The organism is Vibrio sp. 1402, from assembly GCF_033340275.1.
In genome coordinates this window covers 485651-512647 of the sequence record NZ_JAWOWE010000003.1, presented here as the reverse complement: position 1 = coordinate 512647, position 26997 = coordinate 485651, and the positions used below count along the sequence as shown (strand labels likewise).

At 43.9% G+C, this 26997-nt stretch carries 24 protein-coding genes; 7 read left to right on the top strand and 17 right to left on the bottom strand.

The genetic code is table 11. The annotated features are described in order from the left end of the window. Nucleotides 1–7: 7 nt before the first annotated feature. Nucleotides 8–1570 carry a murein biosynthesis integral membrane protein MurJ gene (gene murJ / locus R7044_RS08700; protein WP_064353635.1) on the bottom strand — a complete coding sequence of 521 codons (1563 nt, stop codon included), beginning with the start codon at nucleotides 1568–1570 and terminating at the stop codon, nucleotides 8–10. 305 nt (nucleotides 1571–1875) lie between these two features. On the opposite strand from murJ, the gene rpsT reads away from it, so the two are divergent. After that, on the top strand, nucleotides 1876–2136 hold the full coding sequence (gene rpsT / locus R7044_RS08695) for a 30S ribosomal protein S20 (RefSeq protein ID WP_005381938.1): 261 nt from the start codon (nucleotides 1876–1878) through the stop codon (nucleotides 2134–2136). A gap of 304 nt (nucleotides 2137–2440) precedes the next feature. Here the strand turns inward: rpsT and R7044_RS08690 are convergent, their stop codons facing one another. Together R7044_RS08690 and nhaR are read right to left on the bottom strand one after the other, a co-directional pair. Next, a complete protein-coding gene (locus tag R7044_RS08690) occupies nucleotides 2441–2749 on the bottom strand; it encodes an ArsR/SmtB family transcription factor (RefSeq protein WP_005381940.1) in 309 nt (102 codons plus the stop codon). A 288-nt stretch (nucleotides 2750–3037) separates the two neighbouring features. After that, nucleotides 3038–3928 carry a transcriptional activator NhaR gene (nhaR, locus tag R7044_RS08685; protein ID WP_005381942.1) on the bottom strand — a complete coding sequence of 297 codons (891 nt, stop codon included), beginning with the start codon at nucleotides 3926–3928 and terminating at the stop codon, nucleotides 3038–3040. Nucleotides 3929–4314: 386 nt separating this feature from the next. On the opposite strand from nhaR, the gene R7044_RS08680 reads away from it, so the two are divergent. Together R7044_RS08680 and R7044_RS08675 are read left to right on the top strand one after the other, a co-directional pair. Further along, nucleotides 4315–5460 (top strand): Na/Pi symporter, encoded by a 1146-nt coding sequence (locus tag R7044_RS08680; RefSeq protein WP_025768431.1) that lies wholly within the window; start codon nucleotides 4315–4317, stop codon nucleotides 5458–5460. 147 nt (nucleotides 5461–5607) lie between these two features. Continuing rightward, complete coding sequence (locus tag R7044_RS08675; protein WP_005381946.1) at nucleotides 5608–6750, top strand: flavohemoglobin expression-modulating QEGLA motif protein; 1143 nt, start codon at nucleotides 5608–5610, stop codon at nucleotides 6748–6750. Nucleotides 6751–6820: 70 nt separating this feature from the next. Here the strand turns inward: R7044_RS08675 and R7044_RS08670 are convergent, their stop codons facing one another. From R7044_RS08670 to rppH, 5 genes are all read right to left on the bottom strand, one after another. After that, complete coding sequence (locus tag R7044_RS08670) at nucleotides 6821–7672, bottom strand: thymidylate synthase (protein WP_005381947.1); 852 nt, start codon at nucleotides 7670–7672, stop codon at nucleotides 6821–6823. Nucleotides 7673–7681: 9 nt separating this feature from the next. Beyond that, complete coding sequence (lgt, locus tag R7044_RS08665; protein ID WP_005381948.1) at nucleotides 7682–8503, bottom strand: prolipoprotein diacylglyceryl transferase; 822 nt, start codon at nucleotides 8501–8503, stop codon at nucleotides 7682–7684. Between the two features lie 87 nt (nucleotides 8504–8590). Further along, nucleotides 8591–9382, bottom strand: a complete 792-nt coding sequence (locus tag R7044_RS08660; RefSeq protein WP_005381949.1) for a sulfite exporter TauE/SafE family protein — start codon at nucleotides 9380–9382, stop codon at nucleotides 8591–8593. Nucleotides 9383–9388: 6 nt separating this feature from the next. Then, nucleotides 9389–11635, bottom strand: a complete 2247-nt coding sequence (gene ptsP, locus R7044_RS08655; protein ID WP_005385966.1) for a phosphoenolpyruvate--protein phosphotransferase — start codon at nucleotides 11633–11635, stop codon at nucleotides 9389–9391. Between the two features lie 2 nt (nucleotides 11636–11637). Continuing rightward, a complete protein-coding gene (rppH, locus tag R7044_RS08650; RefSeq protein WP_005381953.1) occupies nucleotides 11638–12159 on the bottom strand; it encodes an RNA pyrophosphohydrolase in 522 nt (173 codons plus the stop codon). A gap of 619 nt (nucleotides 12160–12778) precedes the next feature. Here rppH and mutH point away from each other — a divergent pair. Further along, the gene (mutH, locus tag R7044_RS08645; RefSeq protein WP_017821501.1) at nucleotides 12779–13459 is read left to right on the top strand and encodes a DNA mismatch repair endonuclease MutH; all 681 of its coding nucleotides are present in this window, start codon (nucleotides 12779–12781) and stop codon (nucleotides 13457–13459) included. 15 nt (nucleotides 13460–13474) lie between these two features. Here the strand turns inward: mutH and R7044_RS08640 are convergent, their stop codons facing one another. Then, the gene (locus tag R7044_RS08640) at nucleotides 13475–13786 is read right to left on the bottom strand and encodes a DUF6482 family protein (protein ID WP_005381772.1); all 312 of its coding nucleotides are present in this window, start codon (nucleotides 13784–13786) and stop codon (nucleotides 13475–13477) included. Between the two features lie 154 nt (nucleotides 13787–13940). Between R7044_RS08640 and R7044_RS08635 the strand changes: the two genes are divergently transcribed. Then, nucleotides 13941–14975, top strand: a complete 1035-nt coding sequence (locus tag R7044_RS08635; RefSeq protein WP_017821502.1) for an NADP(H)-dependent aldo-keto reductase — start codon at nucleotides 13941–13943, stop codon at nucleotides 14973–14975. 131 nt (nucleotides 14976–15106) lie between these two features. Here the strand turns inward: R7044_RS08635 and R7044_RS08630 are convergent, their stop codons facing one another. The 7 genes from R7044_RS08630 to xerD form a co-directional block, all read right to left on the bottom strand. Continuing rightward, complete coding sequence (locus tag R7044_RS08630) at nucleotides 15107–15358, bottom strand: hypothetical protein (RefSeq protein WP_005381776.1); 252 nt, start codon at nucleotides 15356–15358, stop codon at nucleotides 15107–15109. A 527-nt stretch (nucleotides 15359–15885) separates the two neighbouring features. Beyond that, a complete protein-coding gene (vpsR, locus tag R7044_RS08625) occupies nucleotides 15886–17220 on the bottom strand; it encodes a cyclic-di-GMP-binding transcriptional regulator VpsR (protein WP_017635067.1) in 1335 nt (444 codons plus the stop codon). Between the two features lie 243 nt (nucleotides 17221–17463). Continuing rightward, entirely contained in the window at nucleotides 17464–18981 is a 1518-nt protein-coding gene (gene lysS, locus R7044_RS08620; protein ID WP_005382861.1) for a lysine--tRNA ligase, read from the bottom strand. Between the two features lie 34 nt (nucleotides 18982–19015). Continuing rightward, a protein-coding gene (gene prfB / locus R7044_RS08615) for a peptide chain release factor 2 (protein WP_100068604.1) occupies nucleotides 19016–20114 on the bottom strand; the annotation gives its coding sequence in 2 pieces (ribosomal slippage) (nucleotides 19016–20038 and nucleotides 20040–20114; 1098 coding nt in all). A 173-nt stretch (nucleotides 20115–20287) separates the two neighbouring features. Further along, on the bottom strand, nucleotides 20288–22027 hold the full coding sequence (gene recJ / locus R7044_RS08610) for a single-stranded-DNA-specific exonuclease RecJ (protein WP_017635068.1): 1740 nt from the start codon (nucleotides 22025–22027) through the stop codon (nucleotides 20288–20290). A gap of 43 nt (nucleotides 22028–22070) precedes the next feature. After that, complete coding sequence (gene dsbC / locus R7044_RS08605; protein ID WP_005381786.1) at nucleotides 22071–22859, bottom strand: bifunctional protein-disulfide isomerase/oxidoreductase DsbC; 789 nt, start codon at nucleotides 22857–22859, stop codon at nucleotides 22071–22073. 59 nt (nucleotides 22860–22918) lie between these two features. Next, a complete protein-coding gene (xerD, locus tag R7044_RS08600; protein WP_005381788.1) occupies nucleotides 22919–23836 on the bottom strand; it encodes a site-specific tyrosine recombinase XerD in 918 nt (305 codons plus the stop codon). Nucleotides 23837–23993: 157 nt separating this feature from the next. On the opposite strand from xerD, the gene fldB reads away from it, so the two are divergent. Then, entirely contained in the window at nucleotides 23994–24512 is a 519-nt protein-coding gene (gene fldB / locus R7044_RS08595; RefSeq protein ID WP_005381790.1) for a flavodoxin FldB, read from the top strand. 85 nt (nucleotides 24513–24597) lie between these two features. Here fldB and brnQ read toward each other — a convergent pair whose 3' ends face one another. After that, complete coding sequence (brnQ, locus tag R7044_RS08590) at nucleotides 24598–25908, bottom strand: branched-chain amino acid transport system II carrier protein (protein WP_005381792.1); 1311 nt, start codon at nucleotides 25906–25908, stop codon at nucleotides 24598–24600. Nucleotides 25909–26238: 330 nt separating this feature from the next. Here brnQ and R7044_RS08585 point away from each other — a divergent pair, with 330 nt between their 5' ends. After that, nucleotides 26239–26958: a tRNA1(Val) (adenine(37)-N6)-methyltransferase gene (locus R7044_RS08585; RefSeq protein WP_171345745.1), complete on the top strand. Its 720-nt coding sequence runs from the start codon at nucleotides 26239–26241 to the stop codon at nucleotides 26956–26958. The last annotated feature ends 39 nt before the right edge of the window (nucleotides 26959–26997 follow it).

Sequence of the window (26997 nt, the reverse complement as noted above, 5' to 3'; positions counted from 1 at the left end):
ATCACCCTCAGTCTGTCCCAGCTTTTAGGTCTTTTAAACGCGCACCAGTTAAAAATAGAACCACTAGGTAAACTACTGCTCCTAAACCGATCAACATCCCTAGCACCGCGCTTCGGTGAGCAAAGCTCCAGCCCAGCCATACTGACATATCTTCCAGTTGCCATAAGATTGCCGCAACCATCGCCGCGCCAGCAATAGCTAAACGTATAATAAAGAAGACGGTTCGCTTAGTGATTTGGTATACCTCTGCGATGTGCAGGCCACGATACAGCAGTGCCATATTCACAAATGCCGATAGTGCTGTCGCGATAGCCAAGCCAACGTAGCCATAGAAGTACGCAAAAATTGCATTAAATACCATGTTGGTCACCATCGCAATGATGCCGTATTTCACTGGAGTTTTGGTGTCTTGACGCGAGTAATAACCCGGAGCAAGCACTTTAATCAGCATAAAGTTCAACAAGCCTGAAGCGTAAGCAAAGAGTGACAATGATGCTTGATGTACGTCTTGTGGCGAAAACTCACCTCGCATGAATAACACCATCAACATAGGTTTTGCCAGTACCATCAAACCAAGCATTGCAGGAAGGCCAAGTAAGATCACCATGCGCACCCCCCAGTCCATGGTTTGTGCGAATCCTTCATTTTGTGCGTCAACATGTTTGCGTGATAATGCTGGTAAAATCACCGTTGCAATAGCAATACCAAACAGACCTAACGGGAATTCCAACAAGCGATCTGAATAGTACAACCAACTGATCGAACCGGTTTGCAGAAAGCTGGCAATAAAAGTATCAAACAACAAGTTGATTTGGCTTACCGACACACCGAACAAAGCAGGAATCATTAAGGTTCGGATCTTCACCACGCCCGGATCGCGCCAGCCCCATTTTGGCTTAACCATAACCCCCGCTTTAATAAGGAAAGGGATTTGAAATAAGAACTGAACCAAACCACCAAGGAAAACACCGATGGCAAGACCAATCTCTGGCTGTGACATCTGCGGCGAGATAAACCATGCTGCCAAAATGATCATTACGTTGAGGAAGACGGGAGTAAACGAAGAAACCGCAAACTTACCTAGTGTATTAAGAATGGCTCCCGATAGGGCAACAAAAGTGATGAACCATAAATAAGGAAAGGTAATCTTGAGCATCACGCTAGCAAGTTCGAACTTCTCAGCCGCGGGACCACCATGCATCCAGTCTAGGAACCAACCAAAACCAAACAGTGCAGTCACCACACCGGAACCTAGAATACCTAAGATGGTAACAATTGAGACTATCACCCCCAACGTGCCCGCTGCACGAGCAATGAGCTCCCGAGTTTTATCCATGTCGCCTTGAGCATGGCTTTCCGTTAAAACAGGTACAAACGCTTGGGAAAAAGCACCTTCAGCAAACAAACGTCGTAAAAAATTAGGAATTTTATTGGCGAAGAAAAAGACGTCTGCGCTTGCTCCTGCCCCCATTAAATTTGCCACTACAACATCACGAACTAGGCCAAGAACGCGGGAAATAAATGTCATAGCACTGACGATCATGCCAGACTTGAGTAGTCGTTTACTCACTGTAACCTCGGAATATCACCATAAGACAGCTAACCCTATACTGTTTCTCTGACAGGTGCTGCAAATAGACGTCAAAAATCTATCCGCGGGTTGTAAGGAATAAGTGTGCCTTTCGCGGATAATTATTAGCATTGGTATAAAAATGCTGTTAGAATCCCCGCCATCTTAACCGCGATAACCTCTCTTACCAAAATTTGTTTTGGCTTAGATCGGTTTTTGCACAAATCATTTGACATTTAAGCGCAAATGAGGGATATTCCTCGCCCTTAAATTGTCACAGAACTAAGTTTTTGGGAGTTAGACCCTTGGCAAATAGTAAATCTGCTAAGAAGCGCGCTATCCAAGCTGAGAAACGTCGTCAGCACAATGCTAGCCGTCGCTCAATGATGCGTACTTACATGAAGAAAACTGTTGCTGCTATCGAAGCAGGCGACAAAGAAGCTGCAACTGCTGCATTCGCTGTAGTTACACCTATCCTAGACCGCATGGCAACTAAAGGCCTTATTCACAAGAATAAAGCAGCTCGCCATAAGTCTCGTTTCGCTGCACAAATCAAAGCTCTTTAATAGAGTCCTGATTTTACAGTGAAGAAAAAACCGACCTTGTGTCGGTTTTTTTATATCTACAAAATTTTCTTAATAAAAAAAGCTGGCAATGCCAGCTTTTCTTTTTCTGAATGTCCCATTTAAAGACATCAGCTTATTCATTACCCATATAACGCTCATACTAGAAAGCACTAATAAAACACTTGAGAACAAAGCAAATTGATCGATGAGTAGTACCCTATCATCAAAAGTTTAACGCCACTCTCAAATATTCCAACAAGTTAGATTCACACTCTAAGATGAGCAGTATATTAGGACTATTTAATTAATGTTGAGCACTCTCAGCACAATAAAGACTATGCAGTGTTTTTATTAACGCTTTCACTTCATCACTCTTTAATGTGTAGTACACCGTTTGTGCTTCTTTCCTTGTCGTGACTAACTCATCACGGCGAAGCCAAGCAAGATGCTGAGATAATGCCGACTGGCTTAGCTCTAACTTTGCACACAGCTCTCCCACGGACAGCTCTTGGTTATGCAGCATACAAAGGATTTGTAGGCGTCTCTCGTTTGCCATCGCTTTGAGCAACACGACGGCTTTTGCGGAGTTCTGCTCCATTTCTTGTAGATTCATGTGTTGGACCTCTAGCTACAACTTACTTATTCCAACCCTGGCCAGCTTGTTGTGTTGCACTGATTTATATATCTAAGAAAATCAAGATACACTTCCAGAGTCTTCATTATTAGAACCTCTAATTTAGTTGTTAGTGATACACCAATATTATCCACCAAGGATTTTAATTGGTGCGCCATCAATAATTAATAGTTTTGCTCACTAAAACAAGTATCTTGCTTACTTAGATATTATTTAGAATTATATTTTTATTGATAGTAATCTATTTATTTACGCAACGATACGGGTTTACTCAAACATTTGACTGAAATCAGCATCACAAACATTTTTTACCGCGGGGTGTTGGATCATTCGTTCCGCAAAAATCACGTAGTACTCTTCTTTTAGCCCATCGACATGGCCAATTAGCTGTAAATTTCGGTCGTCTTCAATCTCCGACATGTATACGGTCGGTGCCAAGAAAATCACATCATCGTGGTACCGAGCAAAAGCTTTCATCAACGCAACATCATCAAACTCCCCCAGCACATTGGGTTGAAGGCCTTGACGATCAAACCATTGAATAACTTTACGCCCCATAGCCGTTCGGCTCGCGGGAATCAGAAGTTTTTTTTGTTCCAAGATCTCAGGGAATCGCACATTTTCAATTTCAGAAGAAGCAAAAAAGCTCATGCTACTTTCACCTAACTTTTTGCTATAAAGGCCAGGACTTTGAGTAGAATCAACGGGACAATCCGAAAGGATCATATCTAGCTTGTGCTGAGAAAGGCGTTCAAGTAGCAGTTCGTGGGTCGATTCATAACAGCGTAAATGAATACTGTTATCTTCCGGGACGGTCGTCATCAGTACTTTACTGACCAAGCGTTTAGATAATGCATCGGCTACACCAACTTCAAATAGAATGTTCGAGTGCTGGCTGTAATTGACGATATCTAACATCTCATAGCTCAAACCGAACATCCGGTCGGCGTACTTAAACACAAGCTGACCTAACTCAGTGGGCTCAACTGTACGACCATTGCGCTTGGTTAACTTTCCTTTCATGCGCTCTTCAAGCGCTTTAATCTGTCCTGTCACGGTTTGCGGTGTCAGGAAGAGCGCGTCAGCCGCCTTAGTTACAGAGCCCTGTTTGCACACCATCCAGAAATAATAGAGATGGTTGTAGTTTAGATGTGACATGATCGAGTCCCGAAAAGAAAGTGATACTTTTTATACCAAATGTGACAGAGACAAACAATAAACTCGACAAAACCATACAATACCTTACAAAAGCATAAGTTTTACCGAAAGTATAAAGTCAATACTGTCATAAAAGTTGAACTGATGCGCATTTTTTCTACAAAAAAAGCGCAAAAACCAAACAAAACGAAATCAAAATTTAACCATTAAAATCAATAGGTTAAAAATTAATTTTCTTCTTCTTTCACGCCATTATCAAAAAGAACAATAAAAATCTCTCACAGCAAGAAATTTGTAATATTACTGAAATATTTGTTCTCTAACATCGCCCGCAGATTCAACTACAGACCGAAAAATGAACTGAAAGGTCAACGGAGAAAATTATGATGAACCAAGCTACTTCAACAGTGGCACCAATTTCGAGCACAGCTCGTTGGTTACGCTGGGCTAACTTGGCATTCATGTTATATCTGCTTCTTCTAGCAGTATCTATGGTTGGTAGTGGCTTTAAATGGGCAACTGGCGATCAAGCTAAGGTGCTATTTGAATTTGCCGCACACCCAGTTGCAGGTCTAATGATCGGCTTGGTGGCAACAGCCTTAATTCAGTCTTCAAGTACTGTAACGTCTATTATTGTAGGCTTGGTTGCAGGTGGCTTACCTGTAGAAACCGCTATCCCTATGGTGATGGGTGCTAACATTGGTACCACAGTGACCAATACGCTTGTGTCTCTTGGCCACGTGCGCTGTAAAGAAGAGTTCAAACGTGCATTTGCAAGTGCAACCATTCACGACTTCTTCAACTTGCTTGCTGTCGCTATTTTCCTTCCGTTGGAAATGATGTTCGGCATTTTAGAGAAAGTTTCTCACTGGCTTGTTTCTCCACTGCTTGCTACTGGTGATATGAGCATTAAGGGCTTCAACTTTATTAAACCAATTACAAAGCCAGTCGTAGGCGCAATTAAAGAGCCACTTTCTACCTTCGGTGATACTGTTGGCGGCGTCATGCTTATTGCTTTGGGTATTGCGACTATCTTCGTTGCAATCACAGTGATGGGTAAATTGATGAAGAGCCTAATGGTTGGTCGCGCACGTGAAATTTTGAAAAACGCCATCGGTCGTGGTCCTATTCACGGCATCGTATCAGGCTCAATCGTGACTGTTCTAGTACAATCTTCCTCAACCACGACAAGTTTAATGGTTCCGTTGGTTGGTACTGGCGTGTTGAAAGTACGAGATATCTACCCTTTCACTCTGGGTGCTAACATTGGTACTTGTATTACAGCACTACTAGCAGCGACAGCGGTATCTGGAGAGTTCGCAGTATTCGCACTACAAATCGCTCTAGTCCACTTAGTATTTAACATCATGGCGACGCTGTTTATCTTTGGAATTCCATTCCTACGTGAGATTCCGGTTAAAGGCGCTGAGATGATTTCTGAAATGGCTATTAAGAATAAAGCAGTTGTTGGTGGTTACCTAATGTCAGTATTCGTTATTCTACCAGGTGCAATTCTAGCCCTAACAACGTAACAACAACGACATACCATCGCTTATTGTTTAGGCTCCACATAGTGGAGCCTTTTTTATGATAATTAAACTGTTCAAATCGATTGTCCGGTGATAATTTGAGCCACATCAGCATGCTTATGCTGAGCTATCTCATTTGGAGTCGACAACATGACGCAGCTTAATGACGCTATTTCTGATCAGCTACTCGCAATAGACGAAAACCTAACCCAACTGGTTGCTGATATTGATATCCTCAGTAGCGTGAATCCTCTTAATTATGCTCAAGAAAGAGAACGTTTCATTAAAAACAAATATTCTCAAGAGCCTAATTTTCAATATTCAATTACTAACGTAGATACCCACAGCGCAAAGCGACGCCTATATGAGCTACCTCTAGAAAACATTCAAGACACCCAACTGCAGAGGCTATACGCGGATGTAATTCAGTCTTATGCAGATAAACTGGATCAAGTGAATACCATCGGCACGCAAGAGTTTCTTTATAACTCCTTACGCTATTATGGGGAACCGAGCGCCAAAGATATTGCCAACGCCCATTTCATATTGCACCTTCCTACAGAAGAAGAAAAAGAACCTCAGCACGATAGCCGTGCAATAGCACGTTTCATGCAAAATTTTGCTCAACGCAATGGGTATGCATGTGAAATACAGGTGTTGGACGGGATGTTAGCAAACGCACTAGTTTCAGGGTCTCGAGTCAAAATTAACCACGCGGCGTACATCACCACTGATGAGCTGGAGGCTCTTGCACATCATGAAATGGGAGTACATCTCCTGACTACGCTTAACGGTCGTCAACAACCGCTAAAAGTCCTGAGCTTAGGTTGTCCTGCCAATACCAACACTCAAGAAGGGCTGGCTATATTATGTGAGTATCTGTCAGGACATTTCAGTATCAAGCGCCTAAGAACCTTAGCCTTACGAGTTCTGGCAGTAGAGTCGATGATCAAGGATCGCGATTTCCGCCATACGTTCATGCTATTAAAAGAACAGTATAAAGCTTCTGATCTTCAAGCATTTACAACGACTGCCCGAGTGTATCGAGGTGGAGGTTTAACGAAGGATTACTTGTATCTTAGAGGATTCCGAGAGGTGCTCAATGCCTATGATAAATTGGGCGATGACTTTTCACTATTGTTGTGCGGGAAAACGGAGCTGAAGTACTTTGAGCTTATCCGTTCATTAGTGAGTAAAGAAATATTCACTCAACCTAAGTTTATTAGCCCGGCACTGTCCAAACCGATGCAGACCAACCCAATTCACCGTTATATTGTCAGTGCACTAAAATAATACCTTCTAAGTACAAAAAAGAAAAAAGCTCCATTCGGAGCTTTTTCTATATCTTGAAGAACGATACTCGTTACACTGAGAATGGGTAACGAATAGGATCGTGATGCTCGTACCCTTCAACCCAAAAGTCATCCAGTGTGACCCATGTTTCCAAATCTTCTAGAGATTTAATCTCTGGGTTGATATGGAACGTCGGCGCTTTTAATGGCTCACGCTTCAACTGAACATCGCGCATCAGTTCAAGCTGGTCTTCATAAATGTGAGCATTCACAATCTTATGAAATGCCTGACCAGGTTTCTTGCCCGTAATTTGCGCCATAATCGCCAAGAACACGTAAACTTGAACCATATTGAAGTTTAAGCCAAGCGGTACATCACACGAACGCTGAGTACTATTCAGGTAAAGCGTATCATCCAGCAATGAAAAATGGTGACTGTACATACAAGGACGCAAGCACCCCATGTGGAACTCACCCGGGTTGTAGAAGTTCAAGATTTCACCGCGGTCATCAACACCACGCGTTAAGTCATCCACTATCTTACGTAGCTGGTCAACATGACCACCATCAGGTTTCGCCCAGGCGCGCCCTTGAACCCCATAGACACGGCCCATGTCGTCTTCACCTTTACGGTATGGGTTATTCAACCAGGCATCATTTAGGTTGGCATTGGCATCCCAGGTTTTCGTGCCCAGCTTACGAAAATCTTCCGCATTATCGTAACCGCGAATATACCCTAATAGCTCTGCAACGGCCGCTTTCCAAAAACTTTTACGTGTGGTGACCAACGGAAATTGATTGTTCGCAACATCGTAGGTTAAATCCGCGTTGATTACGGTCAGGCAGCGCTTGCCTGTACGCTCATTTTCAACCCAAACACCTTGGTCAACGATGCGTTGACACAAATCTAAATACTGTTTCACACCAATACCTTACTTCGTCTTTTGTGGTAATTCGTCTTTGTAATGACCACGTTTGTATGCCCAAACCATCATGAGGACACCGATAACCACCATTGGCAGGGATAAAATCTGTCCCATGGAAATAAAGCCACCGAATAAACCCAAATGAGCGTCTGGTTCGCGCACGTACTCAACTAAGAAGCGGAATGTACCATATCCAGCTAAAAATAGCCCTGAAACAGAACCTAGAGGACGAGGTTTCTTGATGAACCAATTCAAGATGAAGAAAAGTACGATACCTTCAAGCGCCATTTCATAAAGCTGTGATGGATGACGTGGCAGTGGACCGCCATTTGGGAAAACGATCGCCCAAGGCACATCCGTTACTCGGCCCCACAACTCGCTGTTCATGAAGTTACCTAAACGCCCCATACCCAAACCAAATGGCACAAGCGGCGCGATAAAGTCAGCAACACCGAAGAAAGTTCGCCCGTTTTTGTGTGCATACCAGAACATCGCAGTAATCACACCCAGTAAGCCCCCGTGGAAAGACATACCACCGGTCCACACTTTAAATAGATACAAAGGGTCAGCCAGGAAGAGCTCAAAATTGTAGAAAAGCACGTAGCCTACACGGCCACCAATCACCACGCCAAGGAAGCCTGCGAACAACAAATCAGAAACCTGCTCTCGTGTCCAACCACTTCCAGGCTTATCTGCACGTCGGTTCGCTAACCATAGAGCAAACATAAAGCCCACAAGGTACATCAAACCGTACCAACGAACCGAAACAGGACCAATAGAGATTAAAACCGGATCAATATTGGGAAATTCAATATATCCCTGAGACATAAATCATTCTCTTCTTATCACAACAAAATAAATATACCCAAGTAACCTCTAGATGCTTGGTTCAGCGAGAATGACTTGGGTACAAACTTAGAGCAGCATGGTCGCTGCAACAAACATTAAGAACACCGCGAATATCTTTTTTAATACCGCAGTTGGAAGGCTAGTTGCGAGCTTCGCACCCACTTTTGTTGTGAGCATCGAGGCCATAGCAATCGCTAATAAAGCGGGAAGATAAACATAGCCAATACTGTATGAAGGTAAGCCTTCCACTTTATAGCCATGTAAGATGAAGCCGATCATACCAGAAATAGCAATCACGCAACCACAAACGGAGGATGAGCCCACCGCTTTACGCATCTCTATCCCATGTTTATTTAAAAATGGTACCGACAGTGAGCCACCACCAATACCAGCAAGGCTTGATACGACACCAATTCCCGTGCCGTAAACTACAGTCACAGGGCTGCTCGGCATAGGTTTACTGCTCGTAACTTTAATGGAACGAAACATTTGTACTGACAGGCAAAGAACAATGACACCAAACACTTTCGGCAAATAGTGTGTAGGGATCCACTCAGCAATATTGGCACCAACAAAGCCACCAATGACCACACCAGGCATCAACCATTTTACGACAAACATATCGACATTGCCGAGCTTAAGGTGATTCATCGCCGATGAGCCAGACGTGACAATAATACTCGCTAACGAAGTGGCTAAGGCCATGTGCATACTCATTTCTGGAGAGATCCCAGCAAGAGGAAGCAAATACAACAAGGCAGGAACAACAATCAAACCACCACCGATACCGAGTAACCCCGCCATCACACCCACAAAAGCGCCTAGCGCCAACAATAACAAAAATAAAGAGACGGTCACGATTTCCTACTTTTTACCTGCACGGATAAAGCCCGCAAAGCCCTGTTGAATGAAGAAGTCATGCATCATTTGATGAATGTCCTCCCCATAGGACTTTGTCATTGCTTGCTCCGCTAATTTTTCTAATTCTTCTTGTTGACTATGACGAATCAAATATTTCACCTTAGCCACGTTGGAGGTGTTCATACTCAAACTGGTATACCCTAACCCAAGTAAGAGAAGAGCGCCAAATGGATCACCCGCTAGCTCACCACAAATACACACGGGCACCTGATATTTATCACACACCTCATGGATTTGCTTAAGCGCTAACAGTACCGCAGGATGCATAGATTCATAGACATCCGCTACGCGCGAATTGTTCCTATCTACCGCTAATAAATACTGAGTTAAATCGTTTGTCCCGACAGAAACAAAATCAACACGGTGAGCAATCGTTGGCAACAGATACACCATCGATGGTACTTCAATCATGACCCCAATTTGTGGGAATTGAATTCTATCATCAAGCAAAACGGCTTCGCTGTGAGCTTGATTAATCAAGCTAATGGCATCGTCTAGCTCTTTTACCCCTGACACCATTGGCAATAAGATACTTAAGTTTCCGCTTTCTGCACTCGCTCTTAACATTGCACGCAGCTGGATCAAGAAAATGTCTGGATGATCCAATGTAAAACGAATGCCACGCCAGCCTAGAAACGGATTATCTTCTTCGATGGGCAAATACGGCAAAGGTTTGTCACCACCAATATCCAAAGTACGCATCACTACTCGTTGATTCGGATAGCTGTTAAGTATTGCTTGGTATTGATGATACTGCTCATCTTCAGAAGGAAAGTGATGCTGAAGTAAAAATGCAATCTCAGTTCGGTACAACCCAACACCATCAACACCTGTGTTGATGGCAATATTACTGTCTGCACTGAGTCCCGCATTCAGCATAATTTCGATATGGTGATTATCTTGCGTAACCGCAGGGAGTGCGAGGTCCTTGTTTACCATGGCAAACAATTCAGACTCTTCGCTTACTAAGCTGCGATACTCTCGCAACAACTGGCGGTTTGGCTCTAAGAAGATCTCACCCGTATAGCCGTCGACTATCCCGAGTTTGCCATTAACCACATCCGGATTAATGTTGGCGCCCATGACTGCAGGGACCCCAAGAGCTCGAGATAAAATGGCAGCGTGAGAGTTAGCGCCTCCCTCTAATGATACGACAGCTAACAAAAACTCTTTAGGTACAGAAGCGAGCAAGGTGGCAGTGAGTTCATTCGCCACCAAAATAATGGGACGATCAATTGCAGAATTTTCTTGCTCGCTGTTGTGTAGAAAATAGAGCAGCCTTTGCCCTAACTCTCGGATATCTTGCGCTCTTTCACGCATGTATACATCCGACATTCTGGCAAATCGATTCGAGTATGACTCTACAACTTGGCGTAACGCCCAGTCTGCCCTATCTCCTTTTTCAATCTGCTTCTTCAAATCACCGCGAAGCATCGGATCATTCAGTAAGTGAGTAAACAGATCGAAGATCGCCAGCGCATCTTTGTTGATTTCACTGTCCAGCTTTTTCCGCATACGGCGAAAGTCATTTAACGCTCGCTCTATGGCCACCAGTAGTGTCTCGTGCTCGCGTTCCTTATCTAACGTGGACGAAGGGAAAACATCCGATAAACTCGGCTGGGTATTGTCGAACCAAAACTCTCCAATCGCGACACCAGTAGACGCAGGCAAACCTTTTAATACCGTGGGTTTAGATGCTAACTGCCAATGCCCAAGATTCTGCGCATGTGCAATGAGCACCGCTAACTGAGCGGATAAGGTAACAAGAAACGATTCTTCCATTTCACTAAACAAGCGCGGCGTTTTTTGTTGGATCACCAACACACCTAAAACTTGTTTACGATGAATGATTGGAGTAGCTAAAAAAGAGTGGTAAATCTGTTCGCCGAGTTGAGGAAAGAATTTGAACTCGGGGTGTTTTGAGGCTTCGGCAAGGTTAAGGGGTTCAGCGCTTCGTTTTACCAACCCAACCAAGCCTTCATTGAAGTTGATATGAATACTATCACCTTCAAAAATAAGGCCTTGAGTTGCCATTAACTCAAGGCGCTGCATTTCTTCATTAGCAAGATAGATAGTACAGCACTCAGTACTAAGGGCAGCACAAGTCTCTTTCACCAATATATCGAGTGCCAGATGCACATCATCGACCCTGGAGACTTTCTCAACTATTTCCCTTAGCTGACTGAGCATGATTATCCTCTACGTTGCTTTTTTCTTTTCCCTTTCGCTTTTCTCTCTCGAAAAGGCATGGCTAAGGATGCAAATTCTTTCATCGCTCGTCGATAAACATCTCGCTTGAAAGAAACAACTTGCCTAACTGGATACCAGTAACTTACCCAGCGCCAACCATCAAATTCAGGGGATTTTCCGCGTTGCATATTAATGCGAGACTCATCGCATTCTAATCTCAGCAGAAACCATTTCTGTTTTTGGCCGATACAAACAGGCTTGGAGTCCCAACGCACCAATCGCTTTGGTAGCTTATATCTTAACCAATGACGACTTGTTGCAATGATCTTAACGTCTTTTTTCGTTAAACCGACTTCTTCATATAACTCCCTGAACATGGCTTGTTCAGGGGTTTCACCTTCGTCAATCCCACCTTGTGGAAATTGCCATGAGTGTTGCCCGTATCGTTTAGCCCAGAAGACCTGACCATGGTTATTACATATCACAATACCAACATTAAGTCGGTAACCATCGCCATCTATCACTGGCTAACCTCTATGAATAAATTTTTTATTACCGTGATTTTTCCACATATCCCCATTACTAGCAAACTTACTGATGTGATATGAGCAAGATTTATTACCTTTTCAGCATTTTTGGATATCTTTTAATCAAACCATACCTTATCAACACAAGAGTGAGACATTGCCCACATTTATTCACCTTTTCTGTGAATAACTTTGTGAAGAATTCAATTCAAATGAGTAATTCAGTTCAATCCCATCAAATGAAAAACAAATGAATAAACAAAAAAACAAACATAAAACATTGATAAAAAAGTATTTATTTTTAAAAATAACGATAATTCGATCTTCAATTTCTTGATGATCTTTTCACCAAACTCAGATCGGTCAAAGATCCACCAACAGGCTATTTATCCACACTTACCTGCTATTCGTTTAGATGATTACAACAAAATCAACCCCAAAAATGCATTTTAACCCCTGTTTATTCATACAGACCCCGTCAGGATCTTATCAATACCTCCTCCACCTGTGGATAAGTTATGAATTGATCGTTCTTACACCGCCTCGGTGAAATCTTAAACAGTAGATTTGGTCGGAGTTTGATAAACTATATTTTTTGTAATACCACCTTGTAACTATGAAACCAGAACCACAAACAGAAGCAGAGCTATTGGAACGAGCGCATGATATGGCAGGACTCAGTTTTGCTGAGTTGGCCGCCGAGGCGAATATGATTGTTCCTGAAAACTTAAAACGTGATAAAGGTTGGGTGGGTCAATTACTCGAATGGCACTTGGGCGCTCCAGCTGGCAGTAAACCTCAACAAGATTTCGCAAAACTAGGGATCGAGTTGAAAAGTATTCCGATCAGTTATTCTGGCAAACCTTTAGAAACAACCTTTGTTTCTGTGGCTCCCCTCACTGGTGTTCATGGTCTTACATGGGAAACAAGTCATGTTCGAAACAAGCTATCTCGCGTGCTTTGGGTACCCGTAGAAGGAGAACGAGAAATCCCACTCGCTGAAAGACGTGTGGGCAGTCCACTCATTTGGTCACCAGATGAAGAAGAAGAACGGATTTTGCGAAATGACTGGGAAGAGTTAATGGAGATGATCGTCTTGGGAAGATTTGATCAAATTTCCGCCAGACACGGAGAAGCGCTGCATCTTCGCCCTAAAGCCGCAAATGCAAAAGCGCTCACCGAAGCATACAACTCAAATGGTAAGCCGATGAAAACTCTGCCCCGAGGCTTTTACCTTAGAACACAGTTTACTGAACAGATCTTACTCAAGCACTACATTAACACTCAACCAGAATAAAACCATATCAGCTATTTAGTGCGTCACGAGCGATAACTCAATATCGCAGTATGAGGCTGCCTCTTCAGTGCCACATTCGTCATACGCATTGCGCAGCCTTAAATACGCTTTATCGACCCCTAGCCTCAATAGTTCTTCTTTTACTAAGTCTAGAGAGCCAAAATGTATCGGGTCTTCACCGTCTTTAATCGGCTCAAGTTGATGCTTGTACTCCACAGCTAAAAGATAGTCAGAGACATCAGAACACCCAATCACAAATACTTTGGGAGTTTTATAAGTATCTTTATGTGGACCATGTAGCCACATGTCCAATTGATGCTTCTGCATAACATACCTCCTTCACACGATTATTTAAGTGTAGTTAGGCTAACTGTAGCTTTCGAGTTTGCTCTCCCTTTATACGTAAATCATTTGCGATTGCGGCTAAAAATCCCCTATATTGGAGTCACTTATTTAGTCGGTAACTCTTCAAGGACGTGATATGCAATACACAAAACTACCGCACTCATCACTTGAGATCAGTAAAATCTGCCTCGGCACTATGACGTTTGGCGAGCAAAACACAGAAAAGGACGCCTTTGAACAGCTCGACTTTGCCCTCGATCATGGGGTGAACTTCATCGATACCGCAGAGATGTACCCTGTACCGCCAAGATCGGAAACACAAGGGCTTACCGAGCAATACATCGGTAATTGGTTAGCAAAAAGCGGCAAAAGAGAAAAAGTAGTACTGGCAACAAAAGTGGCAGGCCCTCGCAATGTTCCTCACATTAGAGACAACATGAGCCTTAATCGTCGCCACATCCATACAGCGATTGATGACAGCCTTAATCGTCTACAAACCGATTATGTCGATTTGTACCAACTACATTGGCCGCAGCGTCAAACCAACTGCTTTGGTCAACTCAACTACCCATACCCTGACAAACAAGAAGAAGTCACGTTAATTGAAACGTTGGAAGCGCTTACTGAATTAGTGAATGCAGGTAAAGTGCGCTATATCGGCGTATCCAACGAGACGCCGTGGGGTGTGATGTCGCTACTGCGTTTGGCAGAAAAACACGATTTGCCAAGAATTGTCTCCATTCAAAACCCATATAACTTATTGAACCGCAGCTTCGAAGTTGGCTTGTCTGAAATCAGCCATTACGAAGGCGTTCAGTTACTTGCCTACTCTCCTTTGGCATTTGGCTGCCTGAGTGGTAAATACCTAAACGGGGCAAAACCTGAAGGCGCTCGATGCACTAAGTGGGAGCGTTTTGCGCGCTACTTCACTCCGCAAGGTGTTAAAGCGACCGAAGCTTACGTCAATTTAGCTCAAGAGCATGGTCTAAACCCTGCACAAATGGCGCTCGCGTTTGTCAATCAGCGTCCATTTGTTGCTTCTAACATTATCGGAGCAACAAACCTAGACCAATTAAAAGCCAATATCGACAGTATTGATTTGCAACTTAGCGACGAACTACTTACTGAAATTCAAGCAATAGGTACAACTTACTCGAATCCTTGCCCTTAACAGTACCACCTTCAAACGAAAACAGCTGATCTTCAAGATCAGCTGTTTATCCAATGAAGTCATACTTCATATAAAAAGTTAAGCGTGTTGAATGACTCGTTAGCAACTCAGTCAGCCCAACACGCTAACGATTACGTCATTATTCGCGACGTTAAGACTCGACGAAGGTGACGAACTCGACGTTCAACTTTTACTGCATCCGGAACATTGGCACGTGTAGAACGACCATCGCGATCTAAACCAATATCTCTCAATAGATGAACATTCGTCCATGGAATATCATGAGCAGTTCGACGTATGGTGCGCTGCCATTGCTTTTCTTCGCGTTTAAGGTCTGCTTTCAATAGCAAAGTGGCCAATTGTAGGTAAATAGAGTGACGCATAATATTTTCTCCGATTATCGATGTATTCGACTGGGAAAAATAGTGCGTAAAATGAACAGAAATATTCTGTTGATACTAAGCCGCTACTTTTCCGCAGCCTAGTAATAAATATGATAGGTTACGGATTAATTTTTATCTTGTGAGCCAGTGGTATTGGTATCATCCGATTTAAGGGTTATCGGAGCGATAGGCATACGATCAGCGCAAGCAGTGGTGTTAACAACGTAATGTTTCATCTTGCGCCTCCTAGCTAAAAATTAATCCGTTTATGAAAGGTATAACTCACTGAGTTACGGTTAAATTGTAAGCTTTGATGAATATATATCAAACATTTTTTGCCTTTTTGATTAAAAACAAATCAATACACCTCAATTTAGTTTCATATACTTTTATGTATAACATATTCACCTGAGGAATATATAAATTTGCGGATTTTATAAATCAAACCAAACAAAAAATAAAAAGAGCGGCTCTGTGGCCACTCTTTTATTGTATTTATTCGCCTATTTGACACAGGGAAAGGCCAACTACATGGCTTGTTCGGAAATCAAATTATGTTTATTAAGTAGTCGATACATGGTTGCACGCGAAACTCCTAGCTCTTTCGCCGCATTTGAAACTTGACCAGAATGAGATTCCAAAACAACTAGCAACGCATCACGTTCACTCTTCTCACGGATTGATTTCAAGCTGCGCTTTGAGTCATTACGTTGAGGTAAATCTAAGTGATGCTCTTCAATCATTACGCTGTCGGACATTAATACCGCTCGCTTCACTTGGTTCATCAGCTCACGCACATTTCCAGGCCAGAAATAACGTGTCAGTGCCTTGAATGCATCCTCAGAAAAGCTTTTTGCTTGCGAGTTGTACTCTTTTGAGAACTCTTGTAAGTAGAAACGAGCCAGCAATGCGATGTCACTCGCACGTTCTTTCAAGCTAGGGACATTGATGCGCAAAACGTTGATGTAATGGTAAAGCTCTTCATTGAAGTCACCGTCAATCAAAGCTTTTTCAACATCTGACGAGTTAGCAGCAAGAATACGCACGTTAACCGCTTTTACGCCATCTTTGGTATCAATGGTGCCTTCTTGCAAGAATCTCAGCAGATTCATTTGCTGCTCTTTTGAAATGGTAAGAATGTCGTTAAACAACACGGTGCCGCCATCTGCTTGTTCAAGCAGGCATGCTTCCATATCTTCATCGGCGTTAATACCAAATACTTCAGCTTGGAAACGTTGTTCATTGAGTGCGCGACAGTTAATTGCCATAAACGGTTTATGAGAGCGTGAAGAGACTTTATGGATGGCCCTAGCAACCGCCTCTTTACCAGTCCCACTTTCCCCAGAAATCAGAATACTGACGTCCGTTGGACCAATGCGCTTCACTTGATCGCGTAAACGTTTCATCGGGATAGATTCACCGATCAAACCCATATCTAAACTGCTACCAAAACTAGGCCAAACTTTTTTCTCCAACTTAAGCATGCCAAGCTGGTGACCTATTGTGCTTAATAACTGTGCATCTGGGATCGGCGCTGTGAAAAAATCGATACAAAAGTTAACAATGAACTGGCATATGGTGTCAGTGCCAAGCTGAGATTCACGAATAAACGCTAACCAACGTACGTGTTTGTGAGAGCTGACTAAGTTCGCCAAACCATTCAAGCTGAACTCGTCATGGCTGAGATCAACAATACCGATACATGGACCAATATCTTCTAACAGCGTATTAGCTTTGCGTAAGTCACCTACTTGGTGACACTTCCAGCCCACTTGCTCCAGTACCGATAACCAAGGCTCATAAGTACCGCCAACTACCACAAGCGATCCCGGGATGGAATCCATCTTAAACTGCCCAGCCATTCTCTAACCCTTTTTCATTGTTAATAGAAATTTTGTGCCACAAACTTATCTTTGCGAGCGGGTAACATTATCGAGACTCCGCCCCCTCACGTCTGTCTCAGTATTAAGACTATGCAATAGATTGAGATTTGGCGAATGTTTATTTGCATATCCCATTAAAAGGCAAATGCAACAACTTGAATCAGCTTAACTAAAAGGCAAAAAAAAACCACCCGAAGGTGGTTTTTTACTCATCCTATCGAATTACGCTTGCGGGCGCATTGCAGGGAATAAGATCACGTCACGGATAGTGTGCGTGTTAGTCAGTAGCATAACCAAACGGTCGATACCGATACCTTGGCCTGCTGTTGGCGGTAGGCCGTGCTCTAGAGCAGTGATGTAGTCTGCATCGTAGAACATTGCTTCGTCGTCACCAGACTCTTTCGCTTCAACCTGTGCTTTAAAGCGTGCATCTTGGTCTTCAGCATCGTTAAGCTCTGAGAAACCGTTCGCTACTTCACGGCCACCGATAAAGAACTCAAAGCGGTCTGTAAAGAACGGGTTGTCATCGCTACGACGAGCTAGTGGAGAGATATCTGCTGGGTAGCCAGTGATGAACGTAGGCTGCATTAGCTTAGGTTCTGCTGTTTCACCAAAGATCTCTTCAAGAAGCTGACCACATGTCCAGAAAGGTTCTACTTCAACGTGAACAGATTTCGCGATAGAAACCATTAGATCACGGTTTTGTAGGTCTTCTTCTGTTAGCGCTTGGATTTGCGCGTGGTCTGGGTTGTAGTGCTTGATTGCTTCGAACATGCTCATACGAGTGTAAGTACCACCAAACTCAACCGTTTCATCACCGTAAGGCATTGACGTTGAACCTAGAACTTCTTGCGCCACTGAGCTTAGTAGTTCTTCAGTTAGGTCCATCAGATCTTTGTAGTCTGCGTACGCCATGTAGAATTCCATCATTGTGAATTCTGGGTTGTGGCGTGGAGAAAGGCCTTCGTTACGGAAGTTACGGTTGATTTCGAATACGCGATCAAAACCACCAACAACTAGACGCTTCAGGTATAGCTCTGGCGCGATACGTAGGTACATTGGCATGTCTAGTGCGTTGTGGTGCGTGATGAATGGACGCGCACTCGCACCGCCAGGGATAACGTGCATCATTGGCGTTTCAACTTCCATGAACTGCTTAGAGATCATGAAGTTGCGGATTGCAGACATTACTTTAGAACGTACTACGAACGCTTGACGAGAGTCTTCGTTAACGATCAGATCAACGTAACGTTGGCGGTAACGCATCTCTTGGTCAGTTAGACCGTGGAACTTTTCTGGAAGTGGACGTAGTGCTTTGGTTAGCAACTCGTACTCTTCCATGTTCACGTATAGGTCACCTTTACCAGACTTATGAAGTGCACCTTTAACACCGATGATGTCACCGATATCTAGACCTTGGTATTTTTCTTTAAGTACTTTTTGAACCGCTTTGTCAGCGTAAGCTTGGATACGGCCAGAAGTTTCTTGAATTACCAAGAATGGACCACGTTTAGCCATGATACGGCCAGCGATTGCTACTACGTGGTTAAGCTCTTCTAGCTCTTCCTTCGTCTTTTCACCGAACTCTTTCTGAAGGTCGCCCGCTAGTGCGTCACGACGGAAGTCGTTTGGATGGCCGTTCGCTTTGCAGCTCTTTCGGATTGCATCCAGTTTAGCGCGGCGTTCAGCAATCAGCTTATTTTCTTCTAGTACAGTTTCGTTTTGAACAGCATCAGTCATTTTCGATGTATCCTGTTTTTGTCGGTGAAAAGCTTTATAGACCTGATTTCAGGCTAGCTTCAATAAATTTGTCCAGATCGCCATCAAGAACCGCTTGAGTATTACGGTTTTCAATGCCCGTACGGAGGTCCTTAATACGTGAGTCATCCAATACGTAAGAACGGATCTGGCTACCCCAGCCAATGTCAGACTTAGCGTCTTCATTAGCTTGTTTTTCCGCATTTTGCTTTTGCAATTCAAGCTCAAATAGCTTCGCTCGAAGCTGTTTCATTGCCTGATCTTTGTTCTTATGTTGAGAACGGTCATTCTGACACTGAACCACTGTGTTCGTAGGTACGTGCGTAATACGTACCGCAGATTCTGTGGTGTTTACGTGCTGACCACCTGCGCCTGACGCACGGTAAACGTCAATACGTAGGTCGGAAGGATTAATGTCGATGTCGATGTTTTCATCAATCTCTGGATAGATGAACGCAGAAGCAAATGACGTATGGCGACGACCGCCTGAATCGAACGGAGATTTACGAACAAGACGATGAACGCCCGTTTCAGTACGTAACCAACCGTACGCATACTCACCAGAGATGCGAACTGTTGCCGACTTAAGACCCGCGACTTCACCTTCAGATACTTCAATCACTTCAGCTTTGAAGCCCTTCGCTTCTGCCCAACGTAGGTACATACGCAGCAGCATGTTAGTCCAGTCTTGTGCTTCTGTACCACCAGAGCCAGCTTGCAAATCGATGTAACAATCAGAGCTATCGTGGTCGCCAGAGAACATACGACGGAATTCAAGCTTTTCTAGCTTCTCTTCCAACTCAGCAAGTTCTGGTTCAATTTCGTCAAATGTTTCTTGATCTTCTTCTTCTACAGCCAGCTCAAGAAGACCTTCTACATCTTCCACACCTTGCTCTAGTTGATCAATGGTTTCAACAACCGCTTCTAGTGATGCACGCTCTTTACCCAGTGCTTGCGCACGCTCAGGTTCGTTCCATACATCTGGTTGTTCAAGTTCTGCGTTGACTTCTTCTAGACGCTCTTTCTTCGCGTCATAGTCAAAGATACCCCCTCAGGACATTTGTGCGCTGAGACACGTCCTGCAGACGGTTTTTAATTGGATTGATTTCAAACATGTTTACTCAACATTTTAGAATAGAATTTAACCGAGAAATTCTACTGAAAAATGTGACCGAGATACAGGAAAATTTCGGATGAGAAATCAGATTGCGGTGAGAGAGAGCACGGTCATAAAATTTTACACCCACTTAGGGGCAACCGTACTCTATAAGAAAGGTTAATCTAGGTATTACTTAGCTTCGATATGATCGATCATCAATTGCAATGATTGATTACCACGAAATTCATTCACATCCAGCTTATACGCGAGACGTACTGTTTTAACCGATGCATCTGGCCATCGGCGTAGATCAACATTGAATGCAATGCCGTCGATCATCACATTGGTAGGGTGACCTTTATAAAGCGGCTCTAACATCAATTTAAGATGCTTCTCACCCACCAGCTTTTGATGCAGTACTTTAAACTCACCATCAAAGATTGGCTCTGGGAAAGCTTGTCCAAAAGGGCCACCCGATCGCAGCTGTTCAGCAACATGCATAGAGAACTCTTCCGGCTTAAGTTCACCATCTGACATGATCACGCCTTTTAGCGCCGCTTCATCGAGTTCCTTTTTTACCACTTCATCAAACAAACGACTGAAACGCTCAAAATCCTGCTCTTTAATCGTTAAGCCTGCTGCCATAGCGTGTCCACCAAACTTGATGATCAAACCCGGGTTTTGTGTGTCGATGAAATCCAACGCATCGCGCATGTGTAGCCCCGGAATAGAACGACACGAGCCTTTAATCGTCCCTTCTCCGCCATCAGCAAATGCAATGACTGGACGGTGAAACTTCTCTTTAATACGCGAAGCCAAAATACCAATCACACCTTGATGCCAATCACGTTGGAACAAGGCTAGGCCATAAGGAAGCTCATTGCCTTCACCAAACTGAAGGCGCTCACAGAAAGCCATCGCTTCTTGCTTCATGCCTTCTTCAATCTCTTTACGAGTTTGGTTCAAGCCATCCAATTCACTTGCCATGCGACGAGCAGCGTGGATGTTGTTACACATCAGCAGTTCAACACCGAAAGACATGTCATCAAGACGGCCTGCTGCGTTAATACGTGGACCTAAAGCAAAGCCAAAGTCAGACGCAACTAAACGACGCGCATCGCGCTTCGCGACCTCAATTAATGCCTGGATGCCGGGACGCGCTTTGCCCGCACGAATACGTTGCAAGCCTTGGTGTACAAGAATGCGGTTGTTTTCATCCAATGGAACGACGTCGGCGACGGTACCCAGTGCAACAAGGTCAATCAGTTCCATCAACTTGGGCTCTTGCATCCCCTGTTCTGCAAACCAATTGTGTTTTCGCATATGAACGCATAGTGCCATCATGAGATAAAACGCGACCCCTACACCCGCAAGCGCTTTAGATGGAAAGCTACAGCTCTCAAGGTTTGGGTTCACCATTGCATCCACATCAGGCAACACTTGTCCTGGCAAGTGGTGATCGGTAACAAGCACGGTAATGCCATTTTCTTTTGCGTAACGCACGCCTTCGATTGATGAGACGCCGTTATCCACCGTCATGATCATCTCAGCGCCAAGCTCTAAGGCTTGGTCAACGACTTCTGGGCTTAACCCATAACCGTCTTCAAAACGATTTGGCACTAGGTAATCCACATTGTGACTACCAAGCATGCGCAGCGCGAGTACTGATAATGCTGAGCTTGTCGCGCCATCAGCGTCAAAATCACCGACAACGATGATGCGTTTTTGTTCTTTTATCCCCTGAAACAAAAGATCGACAGCTTGCTCAATCCCCCCGAGTTTTTGATATGAATGCAACCCACGGGCCGACGTTTCTAATTGTGAAAGATCCGTTATCCCACGGTTGATGTAGATACGTTTAAGAATCGGAGGAATGGAATCAGGAAGAAGGGAAAGATCAGGTTCAGGACGTCGTTGAATTTCTATCATGCTTAAAAGAGCCGACAACTTTGCCGACTCTGCTCCTAATGGATTATAGTTGCTTTAAACGTTTCAATAGCTCTGCAGGTGGTAGGTAGCCACCAACCATTTCGCCATTCGGTAAGAAGATTGCTGGCGTACCAGAAATACCCAATTGGCGACCTAGATTGTAATGCGCCTGGATGGTTTCTTTACACTGTTTCAGGTCTTTCGCAGGGTTATCAAATGTACGATTCACTTTCGCGTTGTGCATTGCCGACGCCGGATCTTCAGCACACCAAATCGTTGCCATTTGTTCTGCCACAGGGCCAGTTGCACCTTGGCGAGGGTAAGCCATGTAACGCACTGTAATACCTAGATCATTATAGCCTTGCATTTGGCTATGCAGACGCACACAGTAACCACATGTGATATCGGTGAATACGGTCACAACGTACTTTTCATCGTCGGCTTTGTATTCGATCATGCTATCGGAGAACTGCGCAATTTTCTCGGCGTTAAGCGGCGCTTGACGCTCTGCTATGACATCTTTGTAACTGCCATCATCATTAATGGCATAAAGCGTACCGGCGATAAAATGGCTACCATCATTTGAAGCAAACAGGATCCCGCCATTGGTTTGAATTTCCAATAAGCCAGCAACGTCTGATGGTTGAATATCAACGATAGATAAACCAAGCTTTGAGAACTTAGTTTTTAATGCTGCTTCATCAAAGCCGCTTTGTGCAGCTGGCGCCACTTGTTGCGCAGGAGTCTCCGTTTGAGCCTGACTTTCTTCTGCACCACAAGCGGTAACAAAAAATGGTAAAGTCAGCAGAGTTAGTCGGCGTAATACGCTCATGAAATTCACCTTAATGTAAAATCGTTTTTCCAAGAGGACATGGATGAATCTAACCATTGTTATGCTCTTGGGTGGTGTTGACTGTGGATCTGCTTCAATCGTTCAGTCGCCACGTGAGTATAAATTTGCGTGGTCGATAAGTCACTATGTCCTAAAAGCATCTGTACGACCCTGAGATCTGCGCCATAGTTCAATAAATGCGTGGCAAAGGCATGACGCAGTACGTGCGGCGACAGCTGATCAGTATCAATCCCTGCTATCAAAGCATAGTATTTAATACGGTGCCAAAACGTCTGACGAGTCATCTGTCTTGCGCGTTTACTAGGAAAAACAATATCAGATGATGTATCACCAAGTAACGCAGGGCGCCCTTGTTGAATGAACGTCTCGATCCAATCGACCGCGTTTTCCCCCATAGGAACCAGGCGTTCTTTACCACCTTTACCAGTCACGCGCACCACCCCTTGGCGCAAGCTAACATTTTCCATGGTCAAACTGACGAGCTCTGTCACACGCAACCCTGTCGCGTAGAGTAGCTCTAGCATCGCTTTATCGCGCAATTCTATAGGGTCATTCGGGTCTGGCGCTTCGAGCAACGCGTCCACTTGCTCTTCACTAATATCTTTGGGTAAACGTTGTGGCAGTTTAGGGCTAACCAAGAGCGCACTCGGGTCATCAGCGCGCACCTTCTCACGATGCAGGTATTGAAATAAACGACGAATAGCCGACAACATACGCGCACGGGACGTCTGTTTGTAATCTAAGTCTACAAGGTGGCTTTGATATTCTTGCAAGCCAGACAAACTGATAAAATCAAGACGGTATCGATGTTTTTCCATCCACACGAGCAGCTTCATTAAATCGTTTCGGTAGGAAGCCAACGTGTTCTCTGATAGACCACGCTCCATCCACATCGCATCTAAGAATTGCTCAACAAGCGAAAAATCTTGTTGATTGACAGGCTGTTGTGCCGTCATGAATGCTTCCTTATCTGTTTATATTTACAGTATTTAGATTAAAGCACCTGCCAATCCAATACCATAAAAAATCATCCCACATAGGATATTCGCTGCAATCTTCCTCAATTTATGGTTAGAATCTTCCACAACAGCAACACAAATAACGACGAATATAATGAAAATCGGACTCTTTTACGGCTCAACGACCTGCTACACCGAAATGGCAGCAGAGAAAATTCGTACCCTTATTGGTGAAGACCTTGTCGACATTCACAATGTGAAAGAGACACCGTTATCACTAATGGCGGACTACGACTTATTACTCCTTGGCATCTCAACTTGGGATTTTGGTGAAATTCAAGAAGATTGGAACGCGATTTGGCAAGACATCGCGACCACACCACTGAAAGGCAAAGTTGTAGCGCTGTTTGGTCTGGGTGACCAAGAAGGTTACGGAGAGTGGTATTTAGATGCGATGGGCTTACTTCACGATGAATTGCAAGCCACAGGCGCAACCTTTATCGGTTACTGGCCAAATGAAGGCTACGAATTTGAAGCATCGAAAGCATTGATCGAAGATGGCAGCAAGTTTGTTGGACTTGCGTTAGATGAAGACTCACAGTACGAACTGAGTGATGAACGCATCGAAAAATGGTGTGAACAAGTTCTTGTGGAATTCCACGACACGCTTTAATAGCGCAAACACGTCATCATTAAAAAGTAAAAAGCCCGATGAAGTAATTCATCGGGCTTTTTATTATCTTGATAACGCGAAGTGATTACGCGGTTTCTTGTGCTAGCTCTGGGCGAGGTTTCGCGATGAAGAACATGCACACGATAGCCGCAAATGTTGGAAGCACCCAGCCCATGCCGACTTCGAATAATGGCAACATGTTAAACGCAGAAACATCAATACCCGATACTTTTGCCGCATCAACCAACGCAAACAGCAGAGATACAAGCAGTACTGCACGGTAAGCAAAGCGTGGATTCGGCAGTTTGCTGCGCACAAATGTTAGTGCAACCAACGCAATCGCCACAGGGTACAGCGCAAACAATACTGGCACTGACAGAGAAATCAGCTGCGCAAGACCAACGTTTGCAACCAATGCACAAACAGAACCATTAATCAGTACCCATTGCTTGTATGACAGTGGTGTTTTCGAGCTGAAGAAATCTGAACACGCAGAAATCAAGCCAATCGCGGTTGTCAGACACGCTAGCAATACGATGACAGACAGAACGATTTGACCGTATGGACCAAACAACGCTTGAACGTATTGGCTAAGCACTAGGCCACCATTATCAGCACCAGCAGCAACCGTTGCACTCGTCGCACCTAAGTAAAATAGTGAGATGTAAACAAACGCAAGACCAGCAGCAGCAATACAACCTGCATAGATCAGATATTTAGTAGTTGCAGAGCGCTCAGTAATGCCTTTACCGCGCAGTGCATCAACCATCAGCATACCAAACATCAATGACGCGAACGTATCCATTGTGTTGTAGCCTTCTAAGAAGCCTTTGGTCAGAGGCTGCGTTAGGTATTCACCGTGCGCGCCAATCATATCGCCCTGAGGATCAAGGAAGACAGCGACAGCAAGAATGATCAAACCAACGAACAATGCTGGTGTCAGTACTTTACCGATAAGATCGATCAAACGGCCTTGGAACCATGAGAACATCATCGCTGCGATAAAGAAGATCACTGAGAACGCTGTCAGATGCGTTTGTGATGCCTCAAGGAAGAAAGGTTTCACCGCCATCTCGTAAGCCACTAGGCCAGTACGAGGCGCTGCAAACGCAGGACCAATGATGATGAAAATCAGTGCAGCCATAAGAACTGCCGCTTTTTTCGGAAGGTCTTGCGTTAAGTGATCCCAAGAACCACCAGCAACAGCAATAGCAACGATAGTAATAAGAGGTAGACCTACCGCTGTCAGCAAGAAACCAAACATAGCTGGCATTAAGTTTTCACCCGCTAACTGACCCGCTAGAGGTGGAAAGATAATATTGCCCGCACCTAAAAAGAACGCAAATAGCATAAAGCCTACTGCGATAATATCTGTTAGTTTTAACGTCTGCTTCACAGATAACCCTTGTCTTTTAATTAATGAATGTTGTGTATGCTTAGACCACTTTTTGTATACCTAAAGTCAATAAGTACACGTGGTTCAATCTATAAAATTTTCGCCGCATAATGACGAAAGACTCATCATTTGGCAACCTTTAAGAAAAAAACACCATATTAATTTAGTTTTCAAACTTAAAAGCAGTGGATATAACCAGATCCAAATAACAGACCAGTTCTTTATCTCGATCAATTAACAATACAATTTAATAACCAACAAAACAACAATCTATACAATTAATAAACAATAGAGTAATCCACTTAATTATTGAGCAAATATAAAACAATCATGAAGAACAAAAAACTGAAAACTAAAGGCTTCAATTTTAAGCAATTTTGTATTGAGGGCGGCGAGAGTGGTATGCCAGTCAGCACAGATGGGGTAATGCTTGGTGCTTGGATTCAAAGCCCTAACGACGCTAAAATTCTCGATATTGGCACTGGCACTGGCCTGCTTGCCCTGATGTGTGCTCAACGCTTTACAGAAGCTCAAATAACCGCGGTCGATATCGAATTAACAGCCGTTGCTGCCGCGCAAAAAAATATGGCCCAGTCTCCTTGGTCAGATCGTGTAAGTGTGCACCACACCGACATACTGCACTTTACGCCGACACATCCATTTCAACGCATCATTTGTAATCCGCCCTACTTCAACAGCGGCGAACAATCGAAACACAGTCAACGTGCAACCGCGAGGCACACTGATACGCTAGGCCATAACACATTGCTACAGCGTTGCTATCATTTGCTTGATGACGAAGGGAGGGCTAGTTTTGTGTTGCCAATCACCGAAGGCGAGCAGTTCATTGAGCTAGCATTAAACCAAGGTTGGTATCTATCGCGGATCTGTCGTGTGCAACCATCAGAAAAGAAACCAGTACACCGACTGTTATTTGAACTATCAAAACGACCTTGCGATTCGCAAACGTCACATTTAATTATCCGTTCAAATGACGGCTATAGTGATGATTTCATCCAGTTAACTCGCGAGTTTTATCTTAAGATGTGAAATAACATGTGATCCTTATCACCAATCACTTTATAATGT

Bases quoted from the DNA above. Each gene is read 5' to 3' on its own strand.
- nhaR (WP_005381942.1), bottom strand. From the start codon at position 3,928: ATGTCACATCTAAACTACAACCATCTCTATTATTTCTGGATGGTGTGC.
- ptsP (WP_005385966.1), bottom strand. From the start codon at position 11,635: ATGCTCAGTCAGCTAAGGGAAATAGTTGAGAAAGTCTCCAGGGTCGAT.
- dsbC (WP_005381786.1), bottom strand. From the start codon at position 22,859: ATGAGCGTATTACGCCGACTAACTCTGCTGACTTTACCATTTTTTGTT.
- recJ (WP_017635068.1), bottom strand. From the start codon at position 22,027: ATGATAGAAATTCAACGACGTCCTGAACCTGATCTTTCCCTTCTTCCT.
- R7044_RS08680 (WP_025768431.1), top strand. From the start codon at position 4,315: ATGAACCAAGCTACTTCAACAGTGGCACCAATTTCGAGCACAGCTCGT.
- mutH (WP_017821501.1), top strand. From the start codon at position 12,779: ATGAAACCAGAACCACAAACAGAAGCAGAGCTATTGGAACGAGCGCAT.
- R7044_RS08675 (WP_005381946.1), top strand. From the start codon at position 5,608: ATGACGCAGCTTAATGACGCTATTTCTGATCAGCTACTCGCAATAGAC.
- R7044_RS08690 (WP_005381940.1), bottom strand. From the start codon at position 2,749: ATGAATCTACAAGAAATGGAGCAGAACTCCGCAAAAGCCGTCGTGTTG.
- R7044_RS08630 (WP_005381776.1), bottom strand. From the start codon at position 15,358: ATGCGTCACTCTATTTACCTACAATTGGCCACTTTGCTATTGAAAGCA.
- R7044_RS08585 (WP_171345745.1), top strand. From the start codon at position 26,239: ATGAAGAACAAAAAACTGAAAACTAAAGGCTTCAATTTTAAGCAATTT.
- fldB (WP_005381790.1), top strand. From the start codon at position 23,994: ATGAAAATCGGACTCTTTTACGGCTCAACGACCTGCTACACCGAAATG.
- lysS (WP_005382861.1), bottom strand. From the start codon at position 18,981: ATGACTGATGCTGTTCAAAACGAAACTGTACTAGAAGAAAATAAGCTG.
- lgt (WP_005381948.1), bottom strand. From the start codon at position 8,503: ATGTCTCAGGGATATATTGAATTTCCCAATATTGATCCGGTTTTAATC.
- R7044_RS08635 (WP_017821502.1), top strand. From the start codon at position 13,941: ATGCAATACACAAAACTACCGCACTCATCACTTGAGATCAGTAAAATC.
- xerD (WP_005381788.1), bottom strand. From the start codon at position 23,836: ATGACGGCACAACAGCCTGTCAATCAACAAGATTTTTCGCTTGTTGAG.
- vpsR (WP_017635067.1), bottom strand. From the start codon at position 17,220: ATGGCTGGGCAGTTTAAGATGGATTCCATCCCGGGATCGCTTGTGGTA.
- R7044_RS08640 (WP_005381772.1), bottom strand. From the start codon at position 13,786: ATGCAGAAGCATCAATTGGACATGTGGCTACATGGTCCACATAAAGAT.